The organism is Sphingomonas rustica, from assembly GCF_039652585.1.
GTDB classification, from domain to species: Bacteria; Pseudomonadota; Alphaproteobacteria; order Sphingomonadales; family Sphingomonadaceae; genus Sphingomonas; species Sphingomonas rustica.
Window position 1 is genome coordinate 74,274 of the sequence record NZ_JBDIZK010000011.1, and the last position, 22,114, is coordinate 96,387.

General features: G+C 67.7%; 17 protein-coding genes and 1 pseudogene. 5 read left to right on the forward strand and 13 right to left on the reverse strand.

Annotated features, from left to right (window positions below):
- The first annotated feature begins 114 nt into the window (after nt 1-114).
- From TPR58_RS17405 to TPR58_RS17415, 3 genes are all read left to right on the forward strand, one after another.
- Nucleotides 115-1,935 carry an FAD-binding oxidoreductase gene (locus TPR58_RS17405; protein WP_346248010.1) on the forward strand — a complete coding sequence of 607 codons (1,821 nt, stop codon included), beginning with the start codon at nt 115-117 and terminating at the stop codon, nt 1,933-1,935.
- Between the two features lie 380 nt (nt 1,936-2,315).
- Nucleotides 2,316-3,632, forward strand: coding sequence for a cation:proton antiporter (locus tag TPR58_RS17410; protein ID WP_346248011.1), 1,317 nt, complete (start codon nt 2,316-2,318; stop codon nt 3,630-3,632).
- A 58-nt stretch (nt 3,633-3,690) separates the two neighbouring features.
- The gene (locus TPR58_RS17415; protein ID WP_346248012.1) at nt 3,691-5,208 is read left to right on the forward strand and encodes a tryptophan halogenase family protein; all 1,518 of its coding nucleotides are present in this window, start codon (nt 3,691-3,693) and stop codon (nt 5,206-5,208) included.
- 36 nt (nt 5,209-5,244) lie between these two features.
- Here TPR58_RS17415 and TPR58_RS17420 read toward each other — a convergent pair whose 3' ends face one another.
- Nucleotides 5,245-6,363 carry a TIGR03032 family protein gene (locus TPR58_RS17420; RefSeq protein ID WP_346248013.1) on the reverse strand — a complete coding sequence of 373 codons (1,119 nt, stop codon included), beginning with the start codon at nt 6,361-6,363 and terminating at the stop codon, nt 5,245-5,247.
- A gap of 100 nt (nt 6,364-6,463) precedes the next feature.
- On the reverse strand, nt 6,464-11,224 hold the full coding sequence (locus tag TPR58_RS17425) for a beta strand repeat-containing protein (protein WP_346248014.1): 4,761 nt from the start codon (nt 11,222-11,224) through the stop codon (nt 6,464-6,466).
- A 196-nt stretch (nt 11,225-11,420) separates the two neighbouring features.
- On the opposite strand from TPR58_RS17425, the gene TPR58_RS17430 reads away from it, so the two are divergent.
- A complete protein-coding gene (locus tag TPR58_RS17430) occupies nt 11,421-11,876 on the forward strand; it encodes a hypothetical protein (protein WP_346248015.1) in 456 nt (151 codons plus the stop codon).
- A 37-nt stretch (nt 11,877-11,913) separates the two neighbouring features.
- Here the strand turns inward: TPR58_RS17430 and TPR58_RS17435 are convergent, their stop codons facing one another.
- The 3 genes and pseudogenes from TPR58_RS17435 to TPR58_RS17440 form a co-directional block, all read right to left on the reverse strand.
- Complete coding sequence (locus TPR58_RS17435) at nt 11,914-12,204, reverse strand: DUF2490 domain-containing protein (RefSeq protein WP_346248016.1); 291 nt, start codon at nt 12,202-12,204, stop codon at nt 11,914-11,916.
- A 4-nt stretch (nt 12,205-12,208) separates the two neighbouring features.
- Nucleotides 12,209-12,712 (reverse strand): annotated as a pseudogene (locus TPR58_RS22665) (DUF2490 domain-containing protein); the annotation flags it as partial.
- Between the two features lie 168 nt (nt 12,713-12,880).
- Nucleotides 12,881-14,920: an amidohydrolase family protein gene (locus TPR58_RS17440; protein ID WP_346248017.1), complete on the reverse strand. Its 2,040-nt coding sequence runs from the start codon at nt 14,918-14,920 to the stop codon at nt 12,881-12,883.
- A 193-nt stretch (nt 14,921-15,113) separates the two neighbouring features.
- Between TPR58_RS17440 and TPR58_RS17445 the strand changes: the two genes are divergently transcribed.
- Entirely contained in the window at nt 15,114-15,686 is a 573-nt protein-coding gene (locus tag TPR58_RS17445) for a hypothetical protein (protein WP_346248018.1), read from the forward strand.
- A gap of 27 nt (nt 15,687-15,713) precedes the next feature.
- On the opposite strand, the gene queA is transcribed toward TPR58_RS17445, so the two are convergent.
- The 8 genes from queA to TPR58_RS17485 form a co-directional block, all read right to left on the reverse strand.
- Nucleotides 15,714-16,739 (reverse strand): tRNA preQ1(34) S-adenosylmethionine ribosyltransferase-isomerase QueA, encoded by a 1,026-nt coding sequence (queA, locus tag TPR58_RS17450; protein ID WP_346248019.1) that lies wholly within the window; start codon nt 16,737-16,739, stop codon nt 15,714-15,716.
- 19 nt (nt 16,740-16,758) lie between these two features.
- The gene (locus tag TPR58_RS17455; RefSeq protein ID WP_346248020.1) at nt 16,759-17,592 is read right to left on the reverse strand and encodes a peptidylprolyl isomerase; all 834 of its coding nucleotides are present in this window, start codon (nt 17,590-17,592) and stop codon (nt 16,759-16,761) included.
- Between the two features lie 78 nt (nt 17,593-17,670).
- Complete coding sequence (gene coaD / locus TPR58_RS17460) at nt 17,671-18,177, reverse strand: pantetheine-phosphate adenylyltransferase (protein WP_346248021.1); 507 nt, start codon at nt 18,175-18,177, stop codon at nt 17,671-17,673.
- A 74-nt stretch (nt 18,178-18,251) separates the two neighbouring features.
- Nucleotides 18,252-18,926, reverse strand: coding sequence for a GH25 family lysozyme (locus TPR58_RS17465; RefSeq protein WP_346248022.1), 675 nt, complete (start codon nt 18,924-18,926; stop codon nt 18,252-18,254).
- Complete coding sequence (locus TPR58_RS17470) at nt 18,923-19,822, reverse strand: polyprenyl synthetase family protein (protein WP_346248023.1); 900 nt, start codon at nt 19,820-19,822, stop codon at nt 18,923-18,925. Before TPR58_RS17470 ends, TPR58_RS17465 begins: the two co-directional genes overlap by 4 nt.
- 11 nt (nt 19,823-19,833) lie before the next feature.
- Nucleotides 19,834-20,079: an exodeoxyribonuclease VII small subunit gene (locus tag TPR58_RS17475; RefSeq protein WP_110152387.1), complete on the reverse strand. Its 246-nt coding sequence runs from the start codon at nt 20,077-20,079 to the stop codon at nt 19,834-19,836.
- 61 nt (nt 20,080-20,140) lie between these two features.
- Nucleotides 20,141-21,817: a long-chain-fatty-acid--CoA ligase gene (locus TPR58_RS17480; RefSeq protein WP_346248024.1), complete on the reverse strand. Its 1,677-nt coding sequence runs from the start codon at nt 21,815-21,817 to the stop codon at nt 20,141-20,143.
- Between the two features lie 41 nt (nt 21,818-21,858).
- Complete coding sequence (locus TPR58_RS17485) at nt 21,859-22,068, reverse strand: hypothetical protein (protein ID WP_346248025.1); 210 nt, start codon at nt 22,066-22,068, stop codon at nt 21,859-21,861.
- Nucleotides 22,069-22,114: the final 46 nt, after the last annotated feature.

Below are 22,114 nucleotides of genomic sequence, written 5' to 3' on the forward strand. Positions count from 1 at the left end.
CCAATTTTCGCCGCGGGCAACTGAGGGGTTTCACGCTTTTCGGACGAGGGCAGCGCCAGGAATCGCCGGAAGATCCGAATTCAAGTCTCACGCCCGTCCGCCAGGAGCATGTCGATGCCGTCCATCCGCTACGACGACCATGTCGCCTGGTCCAACTACCACCTGACGCTGGGCGCGCGGTCGGCGGCGCGGCCGGTCCCGTCGATGACGATCGAGCGGCTGGCCCGGATCGAGGCGGGCGATGTCGCGGCCCAGCCGGGGCTGGCGCGATTTGCGGCCACGGCAGCACCGTTGATGCAGCATCTGGCGACGGTGCGATCGGACCTGGGCGGGCGGAGGCCGCCGGGCCCTGCCGGGATGACCGGGTGCAGCTGGAGCTTCAGCCCGGTGATCGGGACGCCGGCGTCGCAGCTGGCGTGCGACGGGTTGTCGGGGGCGGCGGGGCTGGACGAGGGCGACCGGGATCCCGCCTGCACCGTCGCCGCGGACCGGATCGCACTGGTCAGCGGGGGGACGCGGCTGCGCAAGCTGGTGGACTGGGGCAGGCCGCTGGGGCTGACCCTCATGACGAGCGGGACGCATCTGGGCGCGACCGTGGCGGGATCGGCGGGGACGGCGAGCCACGGGTCGCGGCTGGGCTATGGCGGGATCCAGAACATGGTGCTGGGGATGCACCTGATCACCGGCGCGACCGACCATGTCTGGATCGAACGGTCGTCCGGTCCGGTGCTGAACGCCCAGGGTGCGGCACGGCTGGAGGTGGCGGGGGCGAGGCTGCGCGTCGTTCGCGACGACGACCAGTTCGAGGATGCGCTGGTCCATCTGGGCTCGATGGGGATCGTCAACGGGGTGGCGATGGAGATGGTGCCGATCGAGACCTTCGCGCTGCTGCGGCGGCGGGCGACGCTGGATGCAGCGTGGCTGGACGATCTGGCACAGGGCGAATTCGACCGGGCGGCGGCGCGGCTGCACTGTCCGGTGGTGCCGGCCTTTTACGAGATTACCCTAAACCCCCATGCGCCGTTCGCCGACGAGGCGACGCACCTGATGTACGTGCCGCGCACGGCAAGCGCGCTGCTGCCGCCGGGCGATGCGGACATCGTCCGGCCTGCCGATGCGATCGGCCTGCTGGGCCAGTGGCTGACGCGCAGCGACGCGACCCGCCCGTCCGCCGCGGGGAATGCGCTGGTCGGGGAGCGGGACGATCCCGGCGGCGCCGTCCGGCGTGTGCTGCGCCGGCTGTTGAAGGACGAGAGCTCGGCCTTTGCCTATTATCGCGCGATCGGGAAGTTCGAGGCGAATTCGGGACCGTTCGATCCGGAGGACCCGGCGCGACCGGGCTATGACTGGGGCGCGCTTCACGGGGACGAGATCACCGGCAATACGCCGGGCGCGCTCTACAATGCGTCGTTCGCGATCCCGCGCGACCATCTGGCGGCGGCGATCCCGGCAATCTGCCGTGCCGTTGCGCATCTGGAGCCCTCGTTCGTATTCTCGATCCGCTTCGTCGCGCGGCCGGCGGGGACGCTGGCCTTCACCCGGTTCGAACAGAATGCGGTGATCGAGATCGATGGGCTGTCGGGACTGATCTGTGAAGTCGCGGCGGCGGGGATCGATCCGTCGGAGCCGCATGCGGGCGAGATGCTGGCAGCGCTGCGCGCGCTGTCGACGACGCTGGAGAAGGGCGCCGTCGCCGTGCGCGCCGCACTCGAGGCGGCGCGGATCCCGAGTTCGATGCACTGGGCGAAGCTGGGCGACCTCGACAAGGCGAAGGTGCAGGCCGACTTCGGACATCCGGCCGATCCGGAATCGCTGATCCGCCGGTGGCGCGACACGCGCGACGCGCTGTTGCCCGAGGAGTCGCGCGCGCTGTTCTGGAACGACCATGTGGTCGCGCTGGGGCTGCTCGACCGGATTGGCACGGCGAAGCGCTGAACGCAAAGAGCGTGATGCGTTCGACCGATCGGAAGCGCATCCCGATTCCGGCGCGACCACCGGTCCCGCGATAGCCGTCGGCGACCCGGCCATTGGCCTTGATGAACCCGATAGTCCTGGGGCCGTCCTGTCGTCCGCGATGCCTCGCGGGGATTGCCGGCATGGGTTTGAACGTCTCGATTATGTAGGCACGTTGCTACGTTGTTGCGGCCTGGCAACAGGATGGCAGGCAGCGCGGGAATTCGTTCAAGCGGCCATGATCGCAGGCGAAAATCCGCTTGTCTGCGTGCCGCCGGCTCCCTTTTATCCGCGTTGCCGCCCGTCATTCAGCCGCGATTGATCGCGTTGTCGGACCCGGCGTCAGAACCAGGAGGGGGTTTATGAGTCTCGGCGAATTGAGCGTCGCATTCTTTCTGCAGATTTTCGTCATCGTCGCGGCGTGCCGGGCGATGGGCTGGATCATGAAGCGGTTCTTCGATCAGCCGCAGGTGATCGGCGAGATGATCGCGGGCGTGATCCTGGGGCCGTCGCTGCTCGGCCTGTTCGCGCCCGACATCCAGGCGATGATCTTTCCCAAGGAAAGCAAGCCCGTGCTCTATGTCTGCGCGCAACTTGGCGTGGGACTGTACATGTTCATGGTCGGACTGGGATTTCGCACCGATCACTTCCGGCTGAACGCCAAGAGCGCGGTCGCGGTGTCGCTGTCGGGCATGGCGGCGCCGTTCCTGGTCGCCATCGCGCTGACGCCCTGGCTGGTGAGTCTCGACCTGTTCGGTCCGGGGTTGAGCAATCTTCAGGCGACGTTGTTCATGGGGGCCTGCATCTCGATCACCGCCTTCCCGGTGCTCGCGCGGATCATCCAGGAGCGCGGCCTGACCAAGACGCCGCTCGGCTCGCTGGCGCTCTCTTCCGGCGCGATCGACGATGCCGGTGCCTGGACGGTGCTGGCGATCGTGCTGGCAAGCTTCGGCGGGGGACCTGAGGTCGCGCTCAAGGCGATCGTCGGCGGCGGGCTGTTTGCCGGGTTCATGGTCTTTTTCGGTCCCAGGATGTTCGCGCCGCTGGCGCGCTGGGCAGAGCGCGAGGGCAAGATCACGCCGCCGATGCTGGCGGTGGTGGTGATGCTGTTCGGGCTCAGCGCCTGGGCGATGGATGCGGCGGGACTCCATTCGGTATTCGGGGGCTTCCTGCTGGGCGTGGCGATGCCGCGCGGCCTGCTGACGCGCGAGATCAAGCGGCAGATGGAGCCGTTCACCATCGCGTTGCTGGTGCCGATGTTCTTCGCCTTCTCCGGACTCAACACGCAGCTGACCATGGTCAACAGCTGGGATCTGGCAGCGATCGCGGCAGTGATCCTGGTCGGATCGATCGCGGCCAAGGCGCTGGCCTGCTGGGCGGCGGCGCGGGCGACCGGGCAGGACAATCCGACGGCGATGGCGGTCGGCGCGCTGATGAACGCCCGCGGCCTGATGGAGCTGATCATCATCAATATCGGCCTGCAAAAGGGGATCATCGGGCCGGCATTGTTCTCGATGCTGGTGGTGATGGCGATCGTCACGACGCTGATGGCGTCGCCGCTGTTCGAGCTCGTCTATGGCCGCAAGGCACGAGCCAGCGGCCAGCTGGGCCAGCTCAACGAGGAAGAGGACGAGGAGGACATCCCCGTCCGCGGCGGCGCCCGCACCCGCACCGTCTGAAACCCTGCGGCCCGGTGCCGTTGCGGCACCGGGCCTGCGCTCCGGATCGGAACTGGATATGCAATCAGTCAGGCAACCCGTCGGCGAGCGGCTGGTAAAACGCGTCGTCGTCGCGGGCGGGGGGACCGCCGGATGGGTCACGGCGACCGCGCTGGTACGTCATCTGGGCCCGCTGATCGACATCACCCTGGTCGAATCGGAGGCGATCGGGACGATCGGGGTCGGCGAGTCCACGGTGCCGACCTTCCGTGGCTTCCACAACCTGATGAAGATCGACGAAGCAGGCTTCATGAGCGCCACCCAGGCGACGGTGAAGCTGGGCATCGAATTCAGGAACTGGGGCCGCATCGGCGATCGCTATATCCACCCGTTTGGAACCTATGGACGCAAGTGGAGCTGGATGGCGGATTTCCATCATTTCTGGCTGCACGCCAGTGCGCGGGGATTTGGCGGAGCGCTGAACGACTATTGCCTGGAGTCGGTGGCGGGCGAAGCGGATCGCATGTCGCTCGCGCCGCCGCTGGCACCGAGCTACGCCTATCATATCGATGCCGCGCGCTATGCGCGTGCGTTGCGCAGCCTGGCGGAGCCCGCCGGCGTCCGGCGGATCGAGGGCAAGATCCGGACGGTCGAGCTGAATCCGGAGAGCGGCTTCATCGACGCGCTGGTGCTGGACTCCGGGTCTCGGGTCGAGGGCGACCTGTTCATCGACTGCACCGGGTTTCGATCGCTGCTGCTGGGTGAGGCACTGGGCGTGGCGTTCGAGGATTGGGGGCACTGGATCCGCACCGACAGCGCCGTGGCGGTCCAGTCGACATCGAACGGCCCCGAGCAACCCTATACGTCTGCGATCGCGCACGAGGCGGGGTGGCGCTGGCGCATCCCGCTTCAGCACCGCGACGGCAACGGCTTCGTCTTTGCCAGCGAATATATGTCGTCCGACGAAGCCTGTGCCCGGCTGCTTTCCGAAATCTCGGGCGAACCGCTGTTCGATCCCTGGCTGATCCGGTTCAAGACCGGAACGCGCGCCAAGGCCTGGCACAAGAACTGCCTTGCCCTGGGGCTTGCCGGAGGGTTCATCGAACCGCTGGAATCGACGAGCATCCATCTGATGATGGCGGCGGTGACGCGGTTGATCGAGGATTTCCCCTTCCAGGGCTTCGACCCGGCATTGTTGTCCTATTTCAATGGCAAGTCGCGGCAGGAGTTCGAGAATATCCGCGATTTCATCATCCTCCACTATCATGTGACGGAGCGGGAGGATTCAGGCTTCTGGAATCGGTGCAGGACGATGGCGATTCCCGACAGCCTCAGCGAGCGGCTGGCGCTCTGGGAGGAGACTGGCCGCGCCTATCAGTTGCCGCACGAACTGTTCCGGATCGACAGCTGGGCGGCGGTGCTGCTGGGCCAGCGGCGCCATCCGCGGGGATATCATCATGTGGCGGAGATGATGCCGGAGCAGACACTGCGCGACGAGCTGGCGCGGATGAAGCGCGAGATCGCCGGCCTGGTCGATCGGATGCCCAGCCACCGCGAGTTCCTGAACGCCTATTGTCCGGCCGAAGCACCGGACTGATCGGGCGGAGCGCCGATCGGTCCGGCGGTGCCGCGATCATCCCAGCGGCGCGATTTCGGGATTGAAGGTGATGGTCGAGCGGATCTCGAGCGTGTCGGGGCCGATCGACATCGGGCAGACCACGCCCGGCATCGCGGCGACGTCGAACAATTCGGTGATGAAGCCGTCGAGCTTGATCCATTCGACGATGTCGCCCGAGGCGAGGTTCACGACCAGCACGCCGCACCAAGGCTCGGCGTCGCGCTCGGTCATCGCGGCGTCGAGCGCGAGGCCGGCGAAGGTGCCGTTGCGCGGCTTCGACACCGTCACCAGCGCGTGGCCGTTGTGGATCGACATGCCGCGCAGGAAGCCGGGACAGAAGGCGATGTCGGTCCGGTCGCCGGTCGCCGGATCGACGCGGATGATCTGGCCGCGACCGGAGTCGAGTGCCAGGACATGGTCGCCATAGACGCGCGGGCTGTGCGGCATCGACAGCTGGTCGGTGACGATCCGGTCGGTCTCGACATCGATCAGCACGCCGCCTTCGTGCCGGCGCTCGCGCCAGCCGGTCAGGATGTCGCTGCGGCTGACCGCGGTGACGTAGCGCGGCTTGCCCTTGTCCATCGCCATGCCGTTCAGGTGGCAGCGATCCTCGGGCGCCAGCTTCGAGATGAAGGGCGGCTTCCAGATCGGGCGGAAGCTGTCGTTCAGGTCGAGCGTGGCGAGGCAGCTATATTTGGTGTTCACGAAGATGACGCGGCCGGCTTCGTCGGTGCCGACCTCGTGCACATCGACATCGCCGGTGGTCTGGGCATTGCGCGGCACCAGCACCATGTCGAAATTGCGGTTTCCGAGCTGGCCGGGGCGCAGCATGTTCTCCAGCCGCCAGATCTGGTGCAGCGCGCCGAGATACAGCCGGCCCGGCTTGTACGACACGCCCATCGCGCGGGTGAAATTCTGTTGATTGAACGACACGGTGCCGTTCGGCATCACGCCCACCAGGAACAGCTGTCCGGTCTGGTAGGAGGTGAAGGCCAGGCTCAGCCGGTTGGCGCGCAGCCAGTCGGCAAAGCCGCGCGAGACGGTCAGGTTCGTCGCCGGCTGCTTCGCGGCGGGCGCCGGCGCGTCGGCGGCAGCATTCGGGGCCGCCGGGTCCGGCGTGGGTGCCGTGGTCATATCATGTTCCACTTCCATCGTGGCTGCAGGTAGCAAAAGGGCCCGCGGGTGTGACGCCGCGAGCCCTGTTGTTAGGGGCAGGGCCCCCAAGGTGCAAAGATCAGAACTTGATCCGGATGCCGGCGCGACCGCCGCCACCGCTGTAATCGTCATTATATTCGCCGTGGGCTTCGATGAAGCCGGTGACGCCGCTGGTCGTCACGATGTTCAGGCCCAGCGTGCCCTGGCCATAGGTGCCGAGGCGATCATTGGTCAGGCGAACGGTCTGGCCGCCGCTGGAGAAGAGCAGGCCGTCTTCGCCCTTGAACTCATGAACTGCCGCAGCCCCGGCGTAGAAGACCAGGACCGATCCCCCGCCGATCTCGGACGAGCCGCCGATCCGTGCGCCGGCCTTGCCGCGCAGGCCGGTGAAGTCGTCAAAGTCGAAATCGCCGCCCAGCACGCCGTAGCGATCCACATCGGTGCTGGTGTAGGCGAGGCTCGCCGCCGGCTCGACGAAGAAGCTGTTCGACCCGAAGCGGAAGCCCGCCTCGACCTTGCCGCCCCAGGTCTGTGCCTTGGTATCGAGGTTGAAGCTGGAGAACGGTGCGTTGCCGCGGCTATCGACCCAGGCATAGTCATATTTGGCCAGGCCGTTCAGGAACAGGCCGCCGGCGCGGAAGCCGGCATAGATCGTGCCGTTGACGGCATCCATCTGGAGGCGATCGTTCCCGGCGAAGTGCATCGTCGAGCTGGCGTAGCCGCCCGAGATGCCGACGGTGAAGCCGCCGGTGTCGCTGCGGTTGGACAGGAGATCGAAGCCGATCTGGCCACCGAACGCATCCTGCTTGTAGCCGAGGTCGACGTCATTCTGGGCCAGGCCGTTGAAGCCGAAGCTGCGCGTCTCTTCCCGCTTGTTCACCTCGCCGAACATCTGGAGCCAGATGCGGCCCGAGGAGTCGGTGGTGGGGCTGCCCCAGCCTGCGTCGCGATCGGCGGTGAGATGCGCGGTGATCGCATCGGCCGAGCGGTTCCACAGCGAGGAGAGACCCTCGCCCAGCTTTGCCTGGCGATAGACCGTGGCATTGGGCGCGCTGATCAGCTGATAGGCGAAGCTGGTCGGATTGTAGACCAGGCCATACTGGATCAGCCCGTTGAACTGCGACCCGCTGGAGAGGGTGAAGGCAGTTGCCGTGGACGCGGCGCTTGCCTGGATCAGCGTGGTGGTCGGGATCAGCGTCGCCGGGCCGTTGAGCGGGTTGAGCACCACCGTGGTGCTGCCCGTCGCGGTCGTCACGTTGAGGCGATCGACCGTCGGGGTCGCGCCGAACGCGATGTCCAGGCCCAGCGTGGCTGCACCGCTGCCGGTGTAGCCGCCGATGGTCAGACGGTCGCCCGCAACGCCGTTGCGAAGTTCCACCAGGCCGGAGTTGGCGAAGCTTTCGAGTCCGAGCAGCGAGATGTTCTGCGCCGCCGCGGCCCGGCCGAAGCGGACCGTGCCGCTGTTGGTCAGGAGATCGTTGCCGCCACCGAAGTCGCTGTCGCCGACCAGGGTGAAGGTGCCCGAGTTGGTCAGCGTATCGGCATTGCCGGTCAGCAACAGGCGGCCGGTGATGCTGCCGATGTTGGTGATGGTGGCAGCGCCGCCGCTCGCCTGGATGGCGTAGCCGGTCCCGCCGATGATCGAGCCGCGATTGGTGACCTGGGTGCCGTTCAGCGCGGTGGCGGTGATCGCGTTGGTGCCGCCGCGCACCGTGCCGTTGGCGCCGACCAGGACGCGGGCGATGCCGTCATTGGCCGGATCGCCGACTGCCGGGCCACCGGCTCCGCCGGCGCCCGCCGCGAGGATGGTGATCGCGGTCCCGTTCGTCGAGCGGACCGCGCCGGTCACCGAGACATTGGCGCCGCCGCCGAAGCCGTTTGCGCGGATCGCGGTGGAGTCGGTGCCGCTGACGAGCACCGAACCGGCCGCGACGGTGACGTCGCCGCCGAAGCTGACCGCATCGATGCCGTTGGCCGACGCACCGGTGGTCGAGACCGTGTTCGCGGTCACGTCGACGCTGTAGAAGCCGCCGGCATTGATCGCGTTCGAATCCGCGCCCGCGGTGCGGACCGTATCGACGGTGACCGAGACGCCGCCGCTGGCATAGGCATCGATGCCCGATGCGAGGCCCGTGGTCGTCACGGTACCGGCGGTGATATCGACCGCGCCATAGGAGCTGCGCGCGAAGATGCCGGTCGAGAAGTCGCCGGTGGTGGCGACCGATCCGGTCCCGCTGATCACGACGTCACCGAACACCGCCTCGGCGTTGATGCCGTTGGATTCGACGCCGCTGGTGCGGATCGTGCCGTTGTTGACCACGGTCGCGTTGTTGTCGACGGTCGTGGGGCCGAGGCCGACCGCATAGACGTTGACCCCCGGAGCATAGTCGCCGCTGGTGGCGACGGTGCCGTTCACCGTGACCGATGCGCCATAATAGCCCTGTGCATCGGCTCCGACCGAATAGTCGCCGCTGGTCGTGACGTTGCCGACGGTGATGGCAGTGCTGCCATAACGCGACAGGCCATAGGCGCCCTTCGACGTATCGCCGGTGGTGGTGATGGTGCCCGCGGTGATCGAGACGTCGCCGCCAAAGAGAGAGGCGCCGACGACGCCGGGCGCGTATTGGCCCGCGGTGCTGACGGTGCCGACATCGATGGTGACGTCGCCGATCAGGCTGACGCCATAGACGCCCGCAGCGTCTTCGCCCGTTGTCACGACCGACGTGCCGGAGATGCTCACATCATCGACGCCCTGAGCGAACACGCCGAACGCGTTCGTCCCTGCGGTCGTGATGGCGCCATGGGTGATGTCGATCGTGCCGCCCGCGAACGCCGTGGCATTGATGCCGTCGGCATTGTCGCCAAGGGTGGCGATATTGCCCACATCGATGGTGATGTTGCCGGCAGTGTAGTTGGAGTTGTTCGTCTCGGCCAGGACACCGGCCGCGCCGTCCTCGGTCGTCGCGATGTTGCCCTGGGTGATGTCGATATTGCCGGCGAAGCTGTAGGCGTCGATGCCGGTGCCGCTGGACGAAACCGATCCGGTGCCCGTCACCGCCACATCGCCATAGGCAGCGACGTTGATGCCGGTGCTGCCCAGGCCGGTCGTGGTTACCGATCCGTTATTCGCGACGGTGGCATTGCCGGCGATCGCGAGGACCGCGACGCCGGTCGAGTTGGCACCGCTGGTCGAGACGTCGCCGTTGATCGTCGCGGAGGCATTATAGCCATAGACCGAAACCGCCGGCGAGTTGTCGCCGCTGGTCGATACGTCGTTCACCGTGACGTCGGCATCGTACAGTCCGTTGAACGAACCGGCGTAGACGCCGATCGAACCGTCTCCCGCGGTAGAAACCGTCCCGGTGCTGGTGACCGATGCATTGCCATAATAGCTGAGCGCCACGACGCCGGCCGAATTGGCGCCGGTCGTCGTCACGTCGCCGACGGACACGTCGACATCGCCGAACAGCGAGCGGACGAACAGGCCGCGCGAATTGTCGCCGGTAGTGGTGACCGAACCCGTACCCTCGACCACCGCGCCGTAGATTCCGGTCGCCAGGATGCCGACGCTGTTGTCGCCTGCGGTCGAGACGGTGCCGTTATTGGTGACGGTCACGGTCTGCGCGGCGAAGGCGTCGACGCCGCGCGAGGCGAGGCCCTGGGTCGAGACGTCGCCGTTGATCGTCACGGCGACGGTGTCGCCATCGGCATAGACGGCGGTCGAATTGTCGCCGGCGGTCGAAACGTCGTTGACGGTCAGGGTCACGTCGCCGCCATTGAGAGCGACGCCGACGACGCCGAGCGAGACAGCGCCGGTGGTCGAGACCGACCCGGTCGAATTGACGGTCACGTCGCCGCCGCCCGATGTCAGGACGATCGCACCATAGCTGTTGTCGCCGGTGGTCGAGATCGAGCCGACGTTCAGTGTCGCGTCGCCGCTCGCCTGGACGAAAGCGCCGTTCGAGCCATAGCCCGTGGTGCTGATCGAGCCGGCCGTGACCGTCGCGGAATCGCCATAGAATGACACCGCGCGGACGCCCGTGGAATAGACGCCGGTGGTCGAGACCGCGTCGACCGTGACGTCGATATTGCCATAGATGGCAGTGGCATTGATCGCTGCCGACGTGACGCCGACATACCCACCGTCGGCGGTGGTCGCGACCGTGCCTGCGTTGATCGTCACATCGCCATAGGCCGAATAGGCGACGACGCCGCTGGCGGCGAGGCCGTCCACATTCACCGTGCCGGCGGTGACATCGACGTCGCCGGCGAAGGAATTGGCGTTGATGCCCGCCGATCCATTCCCGGTGACCGTCGTCGTGCCGGCGTCGATCGTGATGTTGCCCGCGTTCGAATTCGCGATGATCCCACCCGAAGCATCGCCGGTCGCGGTGATGCTGTCGGTGTTGATCGTCAGGTCACCGTAATTGGTGAGGCCGAGCACGCCGATCGCGCCGACGCCGGTGACGGCAATCGAGGTGTCGCCGAAGGAATTGAGCGTCACCGCGCCATCATTGAAACCGATCACCGCGACGCCGGGGTTCGTGCTGCTGTCGATCGCCACGCCGCTGCCGAGATTGACCGTCAGGTCGTAAACCGGGGCATTGGGATCGAGGCCCGGATCCTGGAGCGGATCGACGGCCGGTGTCGAATATTCGATTCCGTTGGGATAGGGATTGTCGGCGGCGGTGCAGGTCACCGTGCCCTGGGTCGTGGGGCCGCATTCTTCCTGGGCGTGGGCGGGAATCGCAATCAGTGCGCAGGCCGCGGCACTCGCCAGTGCAGTGCCGGAGAGCAGGCGACGTGATACGCCGCCGCCAGTCTTTGCCAGTTTCGTCATGAAAAACCCCTGTTACTATATCGTGACAGGGGTAAACCGCGAGTCCACGCGTCCGTCAACTGCCGTGGATTAGGCAAGTCGGGTAACCTACGTAATTTCTGTTTCGCTCCGGGTCATGTCGATATCGTAACGATCGCGGTTTTGCTGGAGTCCTGATGGAGAATACTCGAAGCAGCGCTCGCAAAAGGATGAAATGATGCTGTCATTTATTTTTGCGGTGGCGTCCTGCGCAAGCGCTGCACCGCTCGATACTCCGCAGGATCGTGCCGTTCCGACAGTTCAGGCGGCGCCGACGGTGTTCGATGCGGTGGCGCAGCGCATGTCGGATCAGGGCCGGCCGATCTTCCGCCGATATATCGAGCAGGTGCTTCAGCCCAGGGTGCGGGCGGACGCCGATGCCGAGCGGCACTATCGCGTCGCGTTGCGCACCCTGATTGCCGCGCCGACGCTGGATGTCGATGCGGTGGAACGGTTGATCGCCGCGCGTCGCCAGGCAGAGGCGACGCTGACGGCCTCGATCCGCAGCAGCGCCTTCGCGATGATCCGCACGCTTCCGGCCGCCGACCGCAAGCTGGCGCTGACCGCGATCTTCGCCGACGCCCGCATGCCCGCACCGCCCCGGGCAGCGCCGACGCCTCCGCCGGCGAAGTAGGTCCGCCGGCGGCGACTGGCCCGATCAACGGCCCTGTTCAGAAACGGGCGAACAGGTTGACCGCCAGGATATGGTTGATGCGGTCGGGGCCGATCCGGAAGATCGTCTGGTTGAGATAGCCGGGCTCCGCGCTGATGCCCTTCGCAACCGGCACGCTGACGCCGAGGAAGGTGCGGACCTGATCGACGCCGGGATGGCGATCCCATTCGGTCGTGTTCAATCCCACGAACGTCTCGTTCCACACCACCGCACGGACCTTGCCTGCCGACGAGAAGGGGATTTGCGCAGCGAAGCTGCTGGCGCAGGCGCCAGCCGGTGCCGCTCGCATCCGGCCGGAACCGCTGCTCCATGCGTGTCCGGCCGGTCACCGCCAGTCCGGTCCCCGCATCCTGGCGGAAGGTATAGGCGACCTGTTGCCACGCGCGGTGTTCGTCATTCGCGACCGTGCCGGCGAAGCGGGTATGGGCATAGGCATAGCCGGCCGCGGCGGACCAGCCGTTGCCGAGTTTCAGCGTCAGGCTCGGCCGGACCAGCGTCTGGCCCAGCCGCGACACGTCGTCGGTCTGCCGGCCGTGCAGTTCGAGCGTGGCGTCGATCCGGTCGGACAGGGCCGTCGTCGCCGTGACCGAGGCCCAGACCTGTTCGTCCTCGTCGGAAGCGAACGCGGGTGCCGCGCTGGCGAGGGTGAAGGCGACCGCGGCCGATGCGCCGGCCAGGGTGCGGCGCGAGCGCCAGGTGTCGAGCATGAAGCGCGTCTCCTTGAGGCGATCGGCCGATCGCCCGGGTTTCGAGGACTGCGAGGTTCGCAGAAGGGAGGGCGCCCGACCGCACCTCATCGGGACGCACCGGACCCGGCCTTAGCCGGAGACGATTGCGATGTGGAGGGCAACGCGCCGGGCTGTGACCGCGGCGCGAGCAGGCGAGGGGCGCCACCGAACGGGCGCCCCGATCGAGGATGCCGGGAGGCCAGACAGGTCGTCACCCCCTGCCCGTGTCGGTGCTGCCTATTTCGGCATCCCGCTCAGCCCGCTGGCGGAACGCAGCTCCGCACCCTTCAGCCGATAGCCGTCGAGGAACACCAGTTCGACCTGGCGCAGGCGGGTGATGTCCTTCGACACGTCGCCGTCGACCAGGATGATGTCGGCATTTTTGCCGGGTGCGATCGATCCGGCGACGCCGTCCATGCCGGTGATCCGGGCGGGAATGATCGTCGCGGTCTGCAGGGCCTCGGCATTGGTCAGGCCCGCCTGCTGATAGAGTTCGAGCTCGCGCACCAGTTCCAGGCCATAGCCGTCGGTGCCCGCGACGATCCGAACGCCCGCCTTGTGCAGCCGTCCGACGAGGTCGACCATCTTGCGGAAGCTCTTGCGATAATCCTCGCGCGTCAGTCCTTCGGACAGCGGATAGCCCGAGACCTTCCAGCCGCGCGCGACCGAGGGCGGCGCGACCTCGGCGAAGGGCGCATATTCGGGCGGCATCGCGGTGCCGTCCGACGTCATCAGCGGCTCCCAAACGGTCAGCGTCGGGTCGATCACCGTGCCGCGCCGGGCGAGATCGGCGTAGAAGGCCTTGAGCTCGGGCGAGTCCAGGTCGACATCCTTGCCGTAGCGCGCCGGGCCCTCCAGCCGCGCCGCGGTGTTCGCCTTGTCCACCACCGATTGCGGCATCGCCTGCATCATGATGAAGTTGATGTGGGTGACCTCGTCATAGCCGGCCCGCACCGCATCGAGCGGACGCATGCCCGCGGGGACATGGCCATGGACCCACAGGCCCAGCTTGTGCGCCTCGGCAGCCGCGGGGGCGATCCAGGCGGGATTCATCGAGGTGTAGAATTTCACGCCCCACATGCCCGCCGCCTTCACCTTGCGGACGGCCTCGATCGCCTCGGCTTCCGACGAGACGGTCAGCGCGCCCTGGGCGGCGAGCGGGTCCTTGCGGTCGATGATCACCGAGATCCGCCCGTCGGGCGCGAGCAGGTCGCCCGCGGCGCGGCGCTTCAGGATGCTCTCGGCCTCGTCGATCAGCGTGCCCGGGCTGCGATAATTGGTCATGCCGGTGGCGAGGTTCTGGAGCAGGTTCCAGTCGTCGCCGACATGCTGGTGCGCATCCCACAGGCCGGGCAGCAGCGTCTTGCCGCGACCGTCGACCACCGTCGCGCCGGCCGGCGCCTTCACCGAGCCGGCGGCGCCGACCGAGACGACCTTGCCGTCGGCGATCAGCACCGCCCGGTTGGGCAGATAGGTTCCGGCAACCGAATCGAAGAGCAGGACATTGTCGATCAGCGTCGGCGTCCGGTTGGCCGGGCTGAGGAAGCGATGGGCGATGTCGCGGGTCATGTCCGCCGTCGCCTGTTCCTGGATTTCCTTCAGCTTCGGGCCCGCCGCCTCATAGCCCTCGGGCAGCAGCGAGATGCCGCCGGCATTGCCGAAGAACCGGTCATTCTCGTCGAGCCAGACGGGAGAGGGCGAAAAGCCATAGCCGGTGATGAAAGCCAGCTTGACCGTCTTCTTGCCCGCCGGGCCGTCGATCTGCACCGACTTGCCGATCGTCAGGCTGGCATGGCCGGTGGGCAGCAGGTCGATGCCCGCCGGACCGGCGGCGACCAGCGCCTCGACATCCTTTTCGCCCGCGAGCCACGGTCCGCCATAGCTGTTGTAGCGCTTGCCCGCGATCGGCGCGGAGCCGGCATCGACCGAAGTCTTCCACCGGCCGATGCCGTTTGCGTCCACGCTGAATTGTTCGTCGGCGCCGCCGGCATCGGTAAAGCCGCGGATCGCGATCGCCACCGGACGCTTCTGTGCATCCAGCGTCGTCACCTGGTCGGACTCGGTCACCCAGCCGCGCAGCGACATCGACATGCGATAGGCGATGCGCCCGTCGGGCAGCGTCCAGGACCAGACATCGCCATGCTTCCCGGCGGTCGAGCTGATCGTGTAGTGGCGCGCGCCGGCGGGCGCGGTCATCAGCTGATCCTTGGGAGTCTGGGCAAGGGCGGCGACCGGGGCGGTCGCGGCAAGCAGGACGGCGAGAAAGAGTCGGCGCATGGCGGTGGGTCCCCTTAGAGGTGACTCACCTTGGCAAGACGGTTGCCGCCGCGCAACGATCAATCGAGGTCGATGCACCAGCACTGCGCCGGCGATTGCGCGACCGGGCATGCCCTGTCATCCTCGGCGCATGGCTGTGTCGGCACTTCAATCCCTGCGGCGCTCCGGGTGGCTCGGAATATTGGGGCTGTCGATGGCGGTCGGCGCTCTGCCGGTGCGAGCCGGTGGCCGCCACGCCGAGCCGGTGCGCTATTATGCGGTCGGCGCGCGGGCCGAAGGCGCGATCGCCTTCGACATGGAAAGCCTGAGCGAGGAAGGCGGTATCCGGTCGATCCGGGTCTGGGAGTTCAACCCGACCCCGGAGCTGACCGAGACCGGGTTCAAACTGGGCAGGGTGCAGAGGATCGCACTGGATTGCGCCGGCGAACGACTGCGCCTCTACGAGCACGGCGTTTTCGCCGCGATCGACCGTGTAGAGCTTCAGCCCGAGCTGGCGCCTTACTGGCTCGACTATCGCCCCCCGACCGGTGCGCCCGATGCCTCGCTGGCGACGACCGCGTGGCAGCTTCTGTGCCGCGGGCAGGTTCCGGCATCATGGGTCGCCTATGACGCGCTGGACCTGATCGCGAAGGATTACTGGTCGTTTCTGCAGCCGGTCCCCGATCCCGGTCAGGATCCGCATGCGGTGCAGCCGCCGTCCTGGGCAGGGCCCAACGCGACCGAGCCGACCGGGCCGCCGCTGCCAGAGCAGGCCATCCCCTGGTAGCGACGCCTGGCGCCGGGCATGCGGCGCCTAGGGCAGCAGCAGCGACCCGTCGCCATAGGAATAGAAGCGATAGCCGTCGGCGATCGCATGGGCATAGGCCGCCTGCATCCGCTCCAGCCCCATCAGCGCCGACACCAGCATGAACAGGGTCGAGCGCGGCAAGTGGAAATTGGTGATCAGGCCGTCCACGCCCTTGAAGCGATAGCCGGGGGTGATGAAGATCGAGGTGTCGCCCTCGAACGGGCGGATCACATCGTCCTCGCCGGCGGCGCTCTCGATCAGGCGCAAGCTGGTGGTGCCGACCGCGATCACCCGTCCGCCGGCGGCGCGCACGGCGTTGAGGTGATCGGCGGTGGCCGCGTCGATGCGGCCCCATTCGGCGTGCATCCGGTGCGCGTCGGTGTCCTCGGCCTTGACCGGCAGGAAGGTGCCGGCGCCGACATGGAGGGTGAGTGTCGCATGGCCGATCCCGGCGGCGTCGAGCGCGGCGATCAGTTCGGGGGTGAAGTGGAGCGCGGCGGTGGGCGCGGCGACGGCGCCGGGTTCGTCGGCGAACATCGTCTGATAGTCGTCGGCGTCGCGCGCGTCGGTCGGGCGCTTCGAGGCGATATAGGGCGGCAGCGGCATCCGGCCGCAGCGCTCCAGCAGCAGCTCGACCGGCTCGTCTCCGGCAAAGTCGAGCGCGAAGCTGCCGTCCTCGGCCCGGTCGCCGGCAGTGGCGGTGACGCCCTGGCCGAAGTCGATCCTGTCGCCGTCGCGCAGCCGCTTGGCGTTGCGGATGAAGGCGCGCCAGCGGCGCGGCCCCTCGCGCTTGTGGAGCGTCGCGCCGATCTTCGCGTCGCCGCGGCGCCCCTCGAGCTGGGCGGGAATGACGCGGGTGTCGTTGAAGACGAGCAGGTCGCCGGCGCGCAGCAGGCCGGGCAGGTCGGCGACGGTCGCGTCGCGCGTCTCGTCGCCGCGCAGCACCAGCAGCCGCGCGGAATCGCGCGGGCTTGCCGGCCGCAACGCGATCCGCTCGGGCGGGAGATCGAAGTCGAACAGGTCTACATTCATGGGGCGGCGCCCCCGCGCATCACTTGCGCGGGGCAGTCTCGGGCAGGACGACCGGGGTCTCGCCCGGGGGCAGCTGCATCGGCGCCGGCGCCGCATTCTGATAGGCGGGGGGATTGTCCGACTGGATATAGGCGTGGACGATCCGCGTCGGGTTCGCCGGCGGTTCGCCGCGTTCGATCTTGTCGACCCACTCCATGCCGCCGACGACGCGGCCGAACACGGTGTAGTTGCGGTCGAAGCCCAGGCGCGGGCCGAACATGATGAAGAACTGGCTGTTCGCGCTGTTCGGATCCTGCGCGCGGGCGGCCGAGACCGAACCGCGGACATGGGGCAGGTTGTTGAACTCGGCCGGCAGGTTCGGGAGGTCCGAGCCGCCGGTGCCGTTGCCGCGCGGATCGCCGCCCTGCGCCATGCTTTCCGGCGCGTCGATCACGCGGTGGAAGATGGTGTTGTTGTAGAAGCCGCGGCGGGTGAGCGTCTTGATCCGCTCGACCATCTGGGGTGCGGCGTCGGGCCGCAGGCGGACCAGCACGCGGCCGCCGGTCGACAGGTCGAGCACCCAGGTGTTCTCGGGATCGGCGGGAACGACGATCGGTGCGGTGCGGATCTCGGGCTCGGCCGGCTTGGCCGGGGCCGCCGCTGCCGGGGCGGCCTCGGCACCTGCTGCAGGCGCGGGTGCCGGGGTCGGCGTCGGCGTGGGGGCCGGCGCAGGCGCAGGCTCGGCGGGCGCGGGTTCGGTCGGTGCGGGTTGGACCGGCGCAGGCGCGGCGGTGGGTGCCGGCTCCTGCTGGGCGGCTGCGGGCAGGGCAGAGAACATCACGGCCATGGCGGCCATCGTGGCAACGAAACGCATCGACTCTCCAGTTCCCAGATCGGGGGCGGGGGCAGGTCTAGTGCAAGATTGTGGCAGGTCAAAGCCCGCCGGGGCGGGTCAGCTGCCCTTGCGTCCGGTTTCCGCCACACGCTTCACCACGTCGGCCTTCACCTCGGGGCTGACGAACTTGCGGATGTCGCCGCCATAGACGGCGATTTCCTTGACCAGGCGGCTGGCGATCGGCTGAAGCGAGACGTCGGCCATCAGGAAGACCGTCTCGATCCGGCCGTTCAGCTGCTGGTTCATGCCCGCCATCTGATATTCATATTCGAAGTCGGCGACCGCGCGCAGGCCGCGCACGATCATGCTGGCGCCCTGACGCTCGGCAAAGTCCATCAGCAGCGAGTCGAAGCTGACCACCTCGATCCGGCCGGCAAGGTCGGCGGTCTCGCGCACGACCATGGCCATGCGTTCCTCGACAGAGAACATCGGCGACTTGGACGGATTGGTGGTGACCCCGATCACCAGCCGGTCGACCAGCTTCGCGCCGCGGCGGATGATGTCCATATGGCCGAGGGTGATCGGATCGAAGGTGCCCGGATAGACACCGATACGCGTCGTCATTCGCCTGCCTCTCCCCGCCACTCGCGACGGCCGCATTGCTGCGGCTGCGAAGGCTCCGAGTCAAGCATGGCGTATCACGGGCGCGCGGCGTTCCAGTCGACCCGCCCCTCGATTCCCGGCACCCGGCGGAAACTGGAGGCCTGCCAGATCGACCAGGGCCGCGCGGCCCAGTCCGGTTCGAGGAAGATGCCGCGCAGCCACAGGTTGCGCGGGACGCGCGCGCTGACGCTGTAGCCTGCGTCGAACTCGCGGGTCAGGTAGAGGATCACCCGCTGCCCGTAATGCGCCTCGACCGCACGGATGAACACCATCAGCTCGACCAGGAATGCGTCCGGCGTCGGGCGGCCCGCGCAATTGCCGCCGAATTCCAGGTCGATTGCGGGCGGGAGCATCGCGGGCGTCTTCGGAACCGCGGCGATGAAATTGGCGGCCTGGGTGTCGCCGGGGCTGCACAGGGTGAAGAAATGATAGGCGCCGCGCGCAATCTCCGCCTCGCCCGCCGCCGCCCAGTTGCCGGCGAAGCGGCGGTCGCGAAGGTCGCTGCCTTCGCTCGCCTTGATATAGGCGAACTGGACCTGGTCGCTCTCGGCGACCGCGACCCAGTCGATCGCGCCCTGATGGTGCGAGACGTCGATTCCCTGACGCGGATAGCGCGCCGGGTCCGGCCGCCAGCTGATGGCCCATTGCCAGATCGCGACGCCGAGCAGTGCGAGGACCAGCGCGCCGATACCGGCGCGCCGGGGGGTCACTGATCGCGCTCCAGCGTATAGCGGGCGATGTCGCGCAGCACGTCGGCTTCGGGACCATATTGGTGAAGATGCTCGATCGCCTGGTCGACGAGCAGATGCGCCTGTTCGCGGGCGCGATCGACGCCGAGCAGGCTGAGGAACGTCTCCTTGCCGGCGTCGCCGTCCTTGCGCAGCTTCTTGCCCGCCAGCGCCTCGTCGCCCTCGGCATCGAGCAGGTCGTCGGCGATCTGGAAGGCGAGGCCGACGTCGCGGGCATAGCCGCGCAGGCCGGTGCGCCCCTCGACCGGGACGCGGCCGAGGATCGCGCCCATCTCGACGGCGCAGGCGATCAGCGCGCCGGTCTTCATCGCCTGGAGCCGGGTGACGGTGGCCAGGTCGAAGCTCGATTTCTCCGCCTCCAGGTCCATCATCTGGCCGCCGGCCATGCCGGAGGGCCCCGACGCATGGGCAAGCGCGCCGATCAGCTCGACGCGGACGAAGGGATCGCCATGCGTCTCGTCCTCGGCCAGGATCTCGAACGCCAGGGCATGGAGGCAGTCGCCGGCGAGGATCGCCGTCGCCTCGTCGAAGACGCGGTGCACCGTCGGCTTGCCGCGGCGCATATCGTCGTCGTCCATCGCCGGCAGGTCGTCATGGATCAGCGAATAGACATGGATCGCCTCGATCGCGGTCCCGGTGCGGGCGATGCAGACGCGATCGACCCCGAACAGGCGTGCCGTCGCCGACACCAGCAGGGGGCGCAGCCGCTTGCCGCCGCCGATCGCCGCATGGCGCATCGCCTTGTACAGATTGGCGCGCGCGTCGTCCGGCACGGGCAGCAACGCGTCGAACTGGCGATCGATCTCCTCCGAAACCTCGCGCAGCGCGGAGAGCAGGGCGGGGCTTGCTTCGGCCATGGCGGTGCCTCTCAACCGGCGGAGAAGGGCTGGGTCGCGGCCGGACGCCCTTCGGAATCGAGGCGGATCGCCTCGATCCGCGCCTGGGCCGCGTCGAGACGCTCGGCACATTTGCGGCGCAGCTGGTCGCCGCGCTCGTACAGGTCGATCGCTTCCTGCAACGCCGCTTCGCCGCTTTCGAGGCGGCTCACGATACGTTCGAGTTCCTTAAGGGCTTCCTCGAAGGAAAGCCCGGCGATCTGCGCGTCCTCTGCCATGGCGCCGCTATGCGGCAGCGGGGCGGGGAATTGCAACCGGGTGACGCATTAATGGACCGTTTCAGGCGGGCAGCACTTCGGCGATTAGATCCTTTCGGCTCAGCTTGCCGATCATCGTCTTGGGCAGGCTGAGGCGCACCACCACCTCGTCGACGCGCTCATGCTTGCCAAGCTGGGGGTTGAGCCAGGTGCGGATCGCCTCGCCGGTGTCGGCAGCGTCGTCGTGGAGCGTGACATAGGCGCGCGGAAGCTCGCCATGATAGGGATCGGGGATGCCGATGACGAGCGCCTCCTTCACCGCGGGGTGATGGTAGAGCACCGCCTCGATCTGGCTGGGGAAGACCTTGAACCCGCCCACGGCGATCATGTCCTTCAGCCGGTCGACGATGCGGATGAACCCGTCCTCGTCGATCGTCGCGACGTCGCCGGTGCGCAGCCAGTGGTCGTCGACGAAGACCTTGGCATCGGCATCGGGGCGGTTCCAATAGCCCTTCATGATCTGGGGGCCGGAGACGATCAGCTCGCCCGGTTCGCCCGGGGGTACGGAGCGGGTCGGATCCTCCTTGTCGACCAGCCGCACGCGGGTCGAGCGGATCGGCTGGCCGATGGTGCCCGGCTTGTTCATCGCCTCATAGGGGTTGCACGAGACCACGCCCGAGCTTTCCGACAGGCCATAGCCCTCGACCAGCCGGGCGCCCGTCGCCTCCTCGAACCGCGCCTTAAGCTCCGCCGCCAGCGGAGCGCCGCCCGAGATGCAGAAGCGGACCGACTGGAAATCGGCGCGCGCCATGCCCGGCGTGTCGAGCAGCGCCTGGTACATGGTCGGCACGCCGGGCAGTGCGGTCGGGCGGGTGCGGCGCAGCGCGGCCAGCGTCTGCTTCGCATTGAAGCGCGGCAGCATCACGATCTCGCCGCCGGTCACCACGGTGCGGTTGAGCACGCAGGTATTGGCGAAGACGTGGAAGAAGGGCAGCACGCCCATGATCCGGTCGACGCCCTGGCCCGCGCCGGGGTCCATCGCCGCGACCTGGCGCGCATTCGCCGACAGGTTCTGATGCGTCAGCATCGCCCCCTTCGGCGTGCCGGTGGTGCCCCCGGTATATTGGATCAGCGCCAGGTCGCGCTCGGGATCGAGCACCGGCGCGTCGCAGATACCGTCGTTCCGGATCAGCTCGGAAAAGGCGGAGATGCGCGAATCGGCGGGGCGGGGGGCGACTTCGCTGCCGCGGAACAGGCGATAGAAGAGCGACTTGGCGGCCGGCAGCGCGCCCGCGACCGAGCCGACCACCAGGCGTTCGAGATGGCTTTTCTCCAGCACCGCGAGCGCGGTCGGCAGCAAGGCGGTGGCGGAGAGGGTGAAGAGCAGCCTGGTCCCCGAATCGGCGACCTGCTGCGACAGTTCGTCGACCGTGTAGAGCGGCGAGAAGTTCACCACCGTCGCACCCAGTTTCAGGATGCCGTAATAGGCGGCGACATAATGGGGAACGTTGGGCAGGAACAGGCCGATCCGGTCGCCCGGGCCATAGCCCATTGCCCTGAGGCCGCAGGCGACGCGATTCGCGCCGTCCATCGTCTCGCCATAGCTGTACTTCCGGCCGAGGAAATCGAGCAGCGGAGCGTCGGGACGGGCGGTCGCGCTGGCTTCGAACAGCTCGACCATCGACAGCGGCGGAAGAACCTGGTCCCAGGGACCGGGATGAAGATAGGCAGTGCGCCAGGCCGTTTCGGGGTCGCTCATTTACACAGGTGTAAGCAACGACGGCGGGCGTCGCAAGTCGATCAGCGACCGAGCTTCGACGTCCAGGTGTAAAGGAAGGAGAAGCCGATCATGCCGACCTTGATCGCGGCCTGCATCTGGTGCGGGTTCGCATCCTGACGGTCGTGCGTCAGGATTTCGATGCGGGCTTGATGGGACGGTGCGGCCCAGGCAGCGAGCATGAAGGCCGCGACGACAGCGATCATGACGAACTTGCGACGGCCCTTTTCCATGGCGGGTTTCATACGCCCGTGCAGGGATTCCCGCAAGACATCCTCA

Excerpts from the sequence above, each read along its gene's own strand:
- TPR58_RS17415 (WP_346248012.1), top strand. The coding sequence starts at position 3,691 with ATGCAATCAGTCAGGCAACCCGTCGGCGAGCGGCTGGTAAAACGCGTC.
- TPR58_RS17430 (WP_346248015.1), top strand. The coding sequence starts at position 11,421 with ATGCTGTCATTTATTTTTGCGGTGGCGTCCTGCGCAAGCGCTGCACCG.
- TPR58_RS17470 (WP_346248023.1), bottom strand. The coding sequence starts at position 19,822 with ATGGCCGAAGCAAGCCCCGCCCTGCTCTCCGCGCTGCGCGAGGTTTCG.
- TPR58_RS17410 (WP_346248011.1), top strand. The coding sequence starts at position 2,316 with ATGAGTCTCGGCGAATTGAGCGTCGCATTCTTTCTGCAGATTTTCGTC.
- TPR58_RS17475 (WP_110152387.1), bottom strand. The coding sequence starts at position 20,079 with ATGGCAGAGGACGCGCAGATCGCCGGGCTTTCCTTCGAGGAAGCCCTT.
- TPR58_RS17485 (WP_346248025.1), bottom strand. The coding sequence starts at position 22,068 with ATGGAAAAGGGCCGTCGCAAGTTCGTCATGATCGCTGTCGTCGCGGCC.
- queA (WP_346248019.1), bottom strand. The coding sequence starts at position 16,739 with ATGAATGTAGACCTGTTCGACTTCGATCTCCCGCCCGAGCGGATCGCG.
- TPR58_RS17435 (WP_346248016.1), bottom strand. The coding sequence starts at position 12,204 with ATGCGAGCGGCACCGGCTGGCGCCTGCGCCAGCAGCTTCGCTGCGCAA.
- TPR58_RS17420 (WP_346248013.1), bottom strand. The coding sequence starts at position 6,363 with ATGACCACGGCACCCACGCCGGACCCGGCGGCCCCGAATGCTGCCGCC.
- TPR58_RS17455 (WP_346248020.1), bottom strand. The coding sequence starts at position 17,592 with ATGCGTTTCGTTGCCACGATGGCCGCCATGGCCGTGATGTTCTCTGCC.
- TPR58_RS17405 (WP_346248010.1), top strand. The coding sequence starts at position 115 with ATGCCGTCCATCCGCTACGACGACCATGTCGCCTGGTCCAACTACCAC.
- TPR58_RS17440 (WP_346248017.1), bottom strand. The coding sequence starts at position 14,920 with ATGCGCCGACTCTTTCTCGCCGTCCTGCTTGCCGCGACCGCCCCGGTC.
- coaD (WP_346248021.1), bottom strand. The coding sequence starts at position 18,177 with ATGACGACGCGTATCGGTGTCTATCCGGGCACCTTCGATCCGATCACC.
- TPR58_RS17425 (WP_346248014.1), bottom strand. The coding sequence starts at position 11,224 with ATGACGAAACTGGCAAAGACTGGCGGCGGCGTATCACGTCGCCTGCTC.
- TPR58_RS17480 (WP_346248024.1), bottom strand. The coding sequence starts at position 21,817 with ATGAGCGACCCCGAAACGGCCTGGCGCACTGCCTATCTTCATCCCGGT.
- TPR58_RS17445 (WP_346248018.1), top strand. The coding sequence starts at position 15,114 with ATGGCGGTCGGCGCTCTGCCGGTGCGAGCCGGTGGCCGCCACGCCGAG.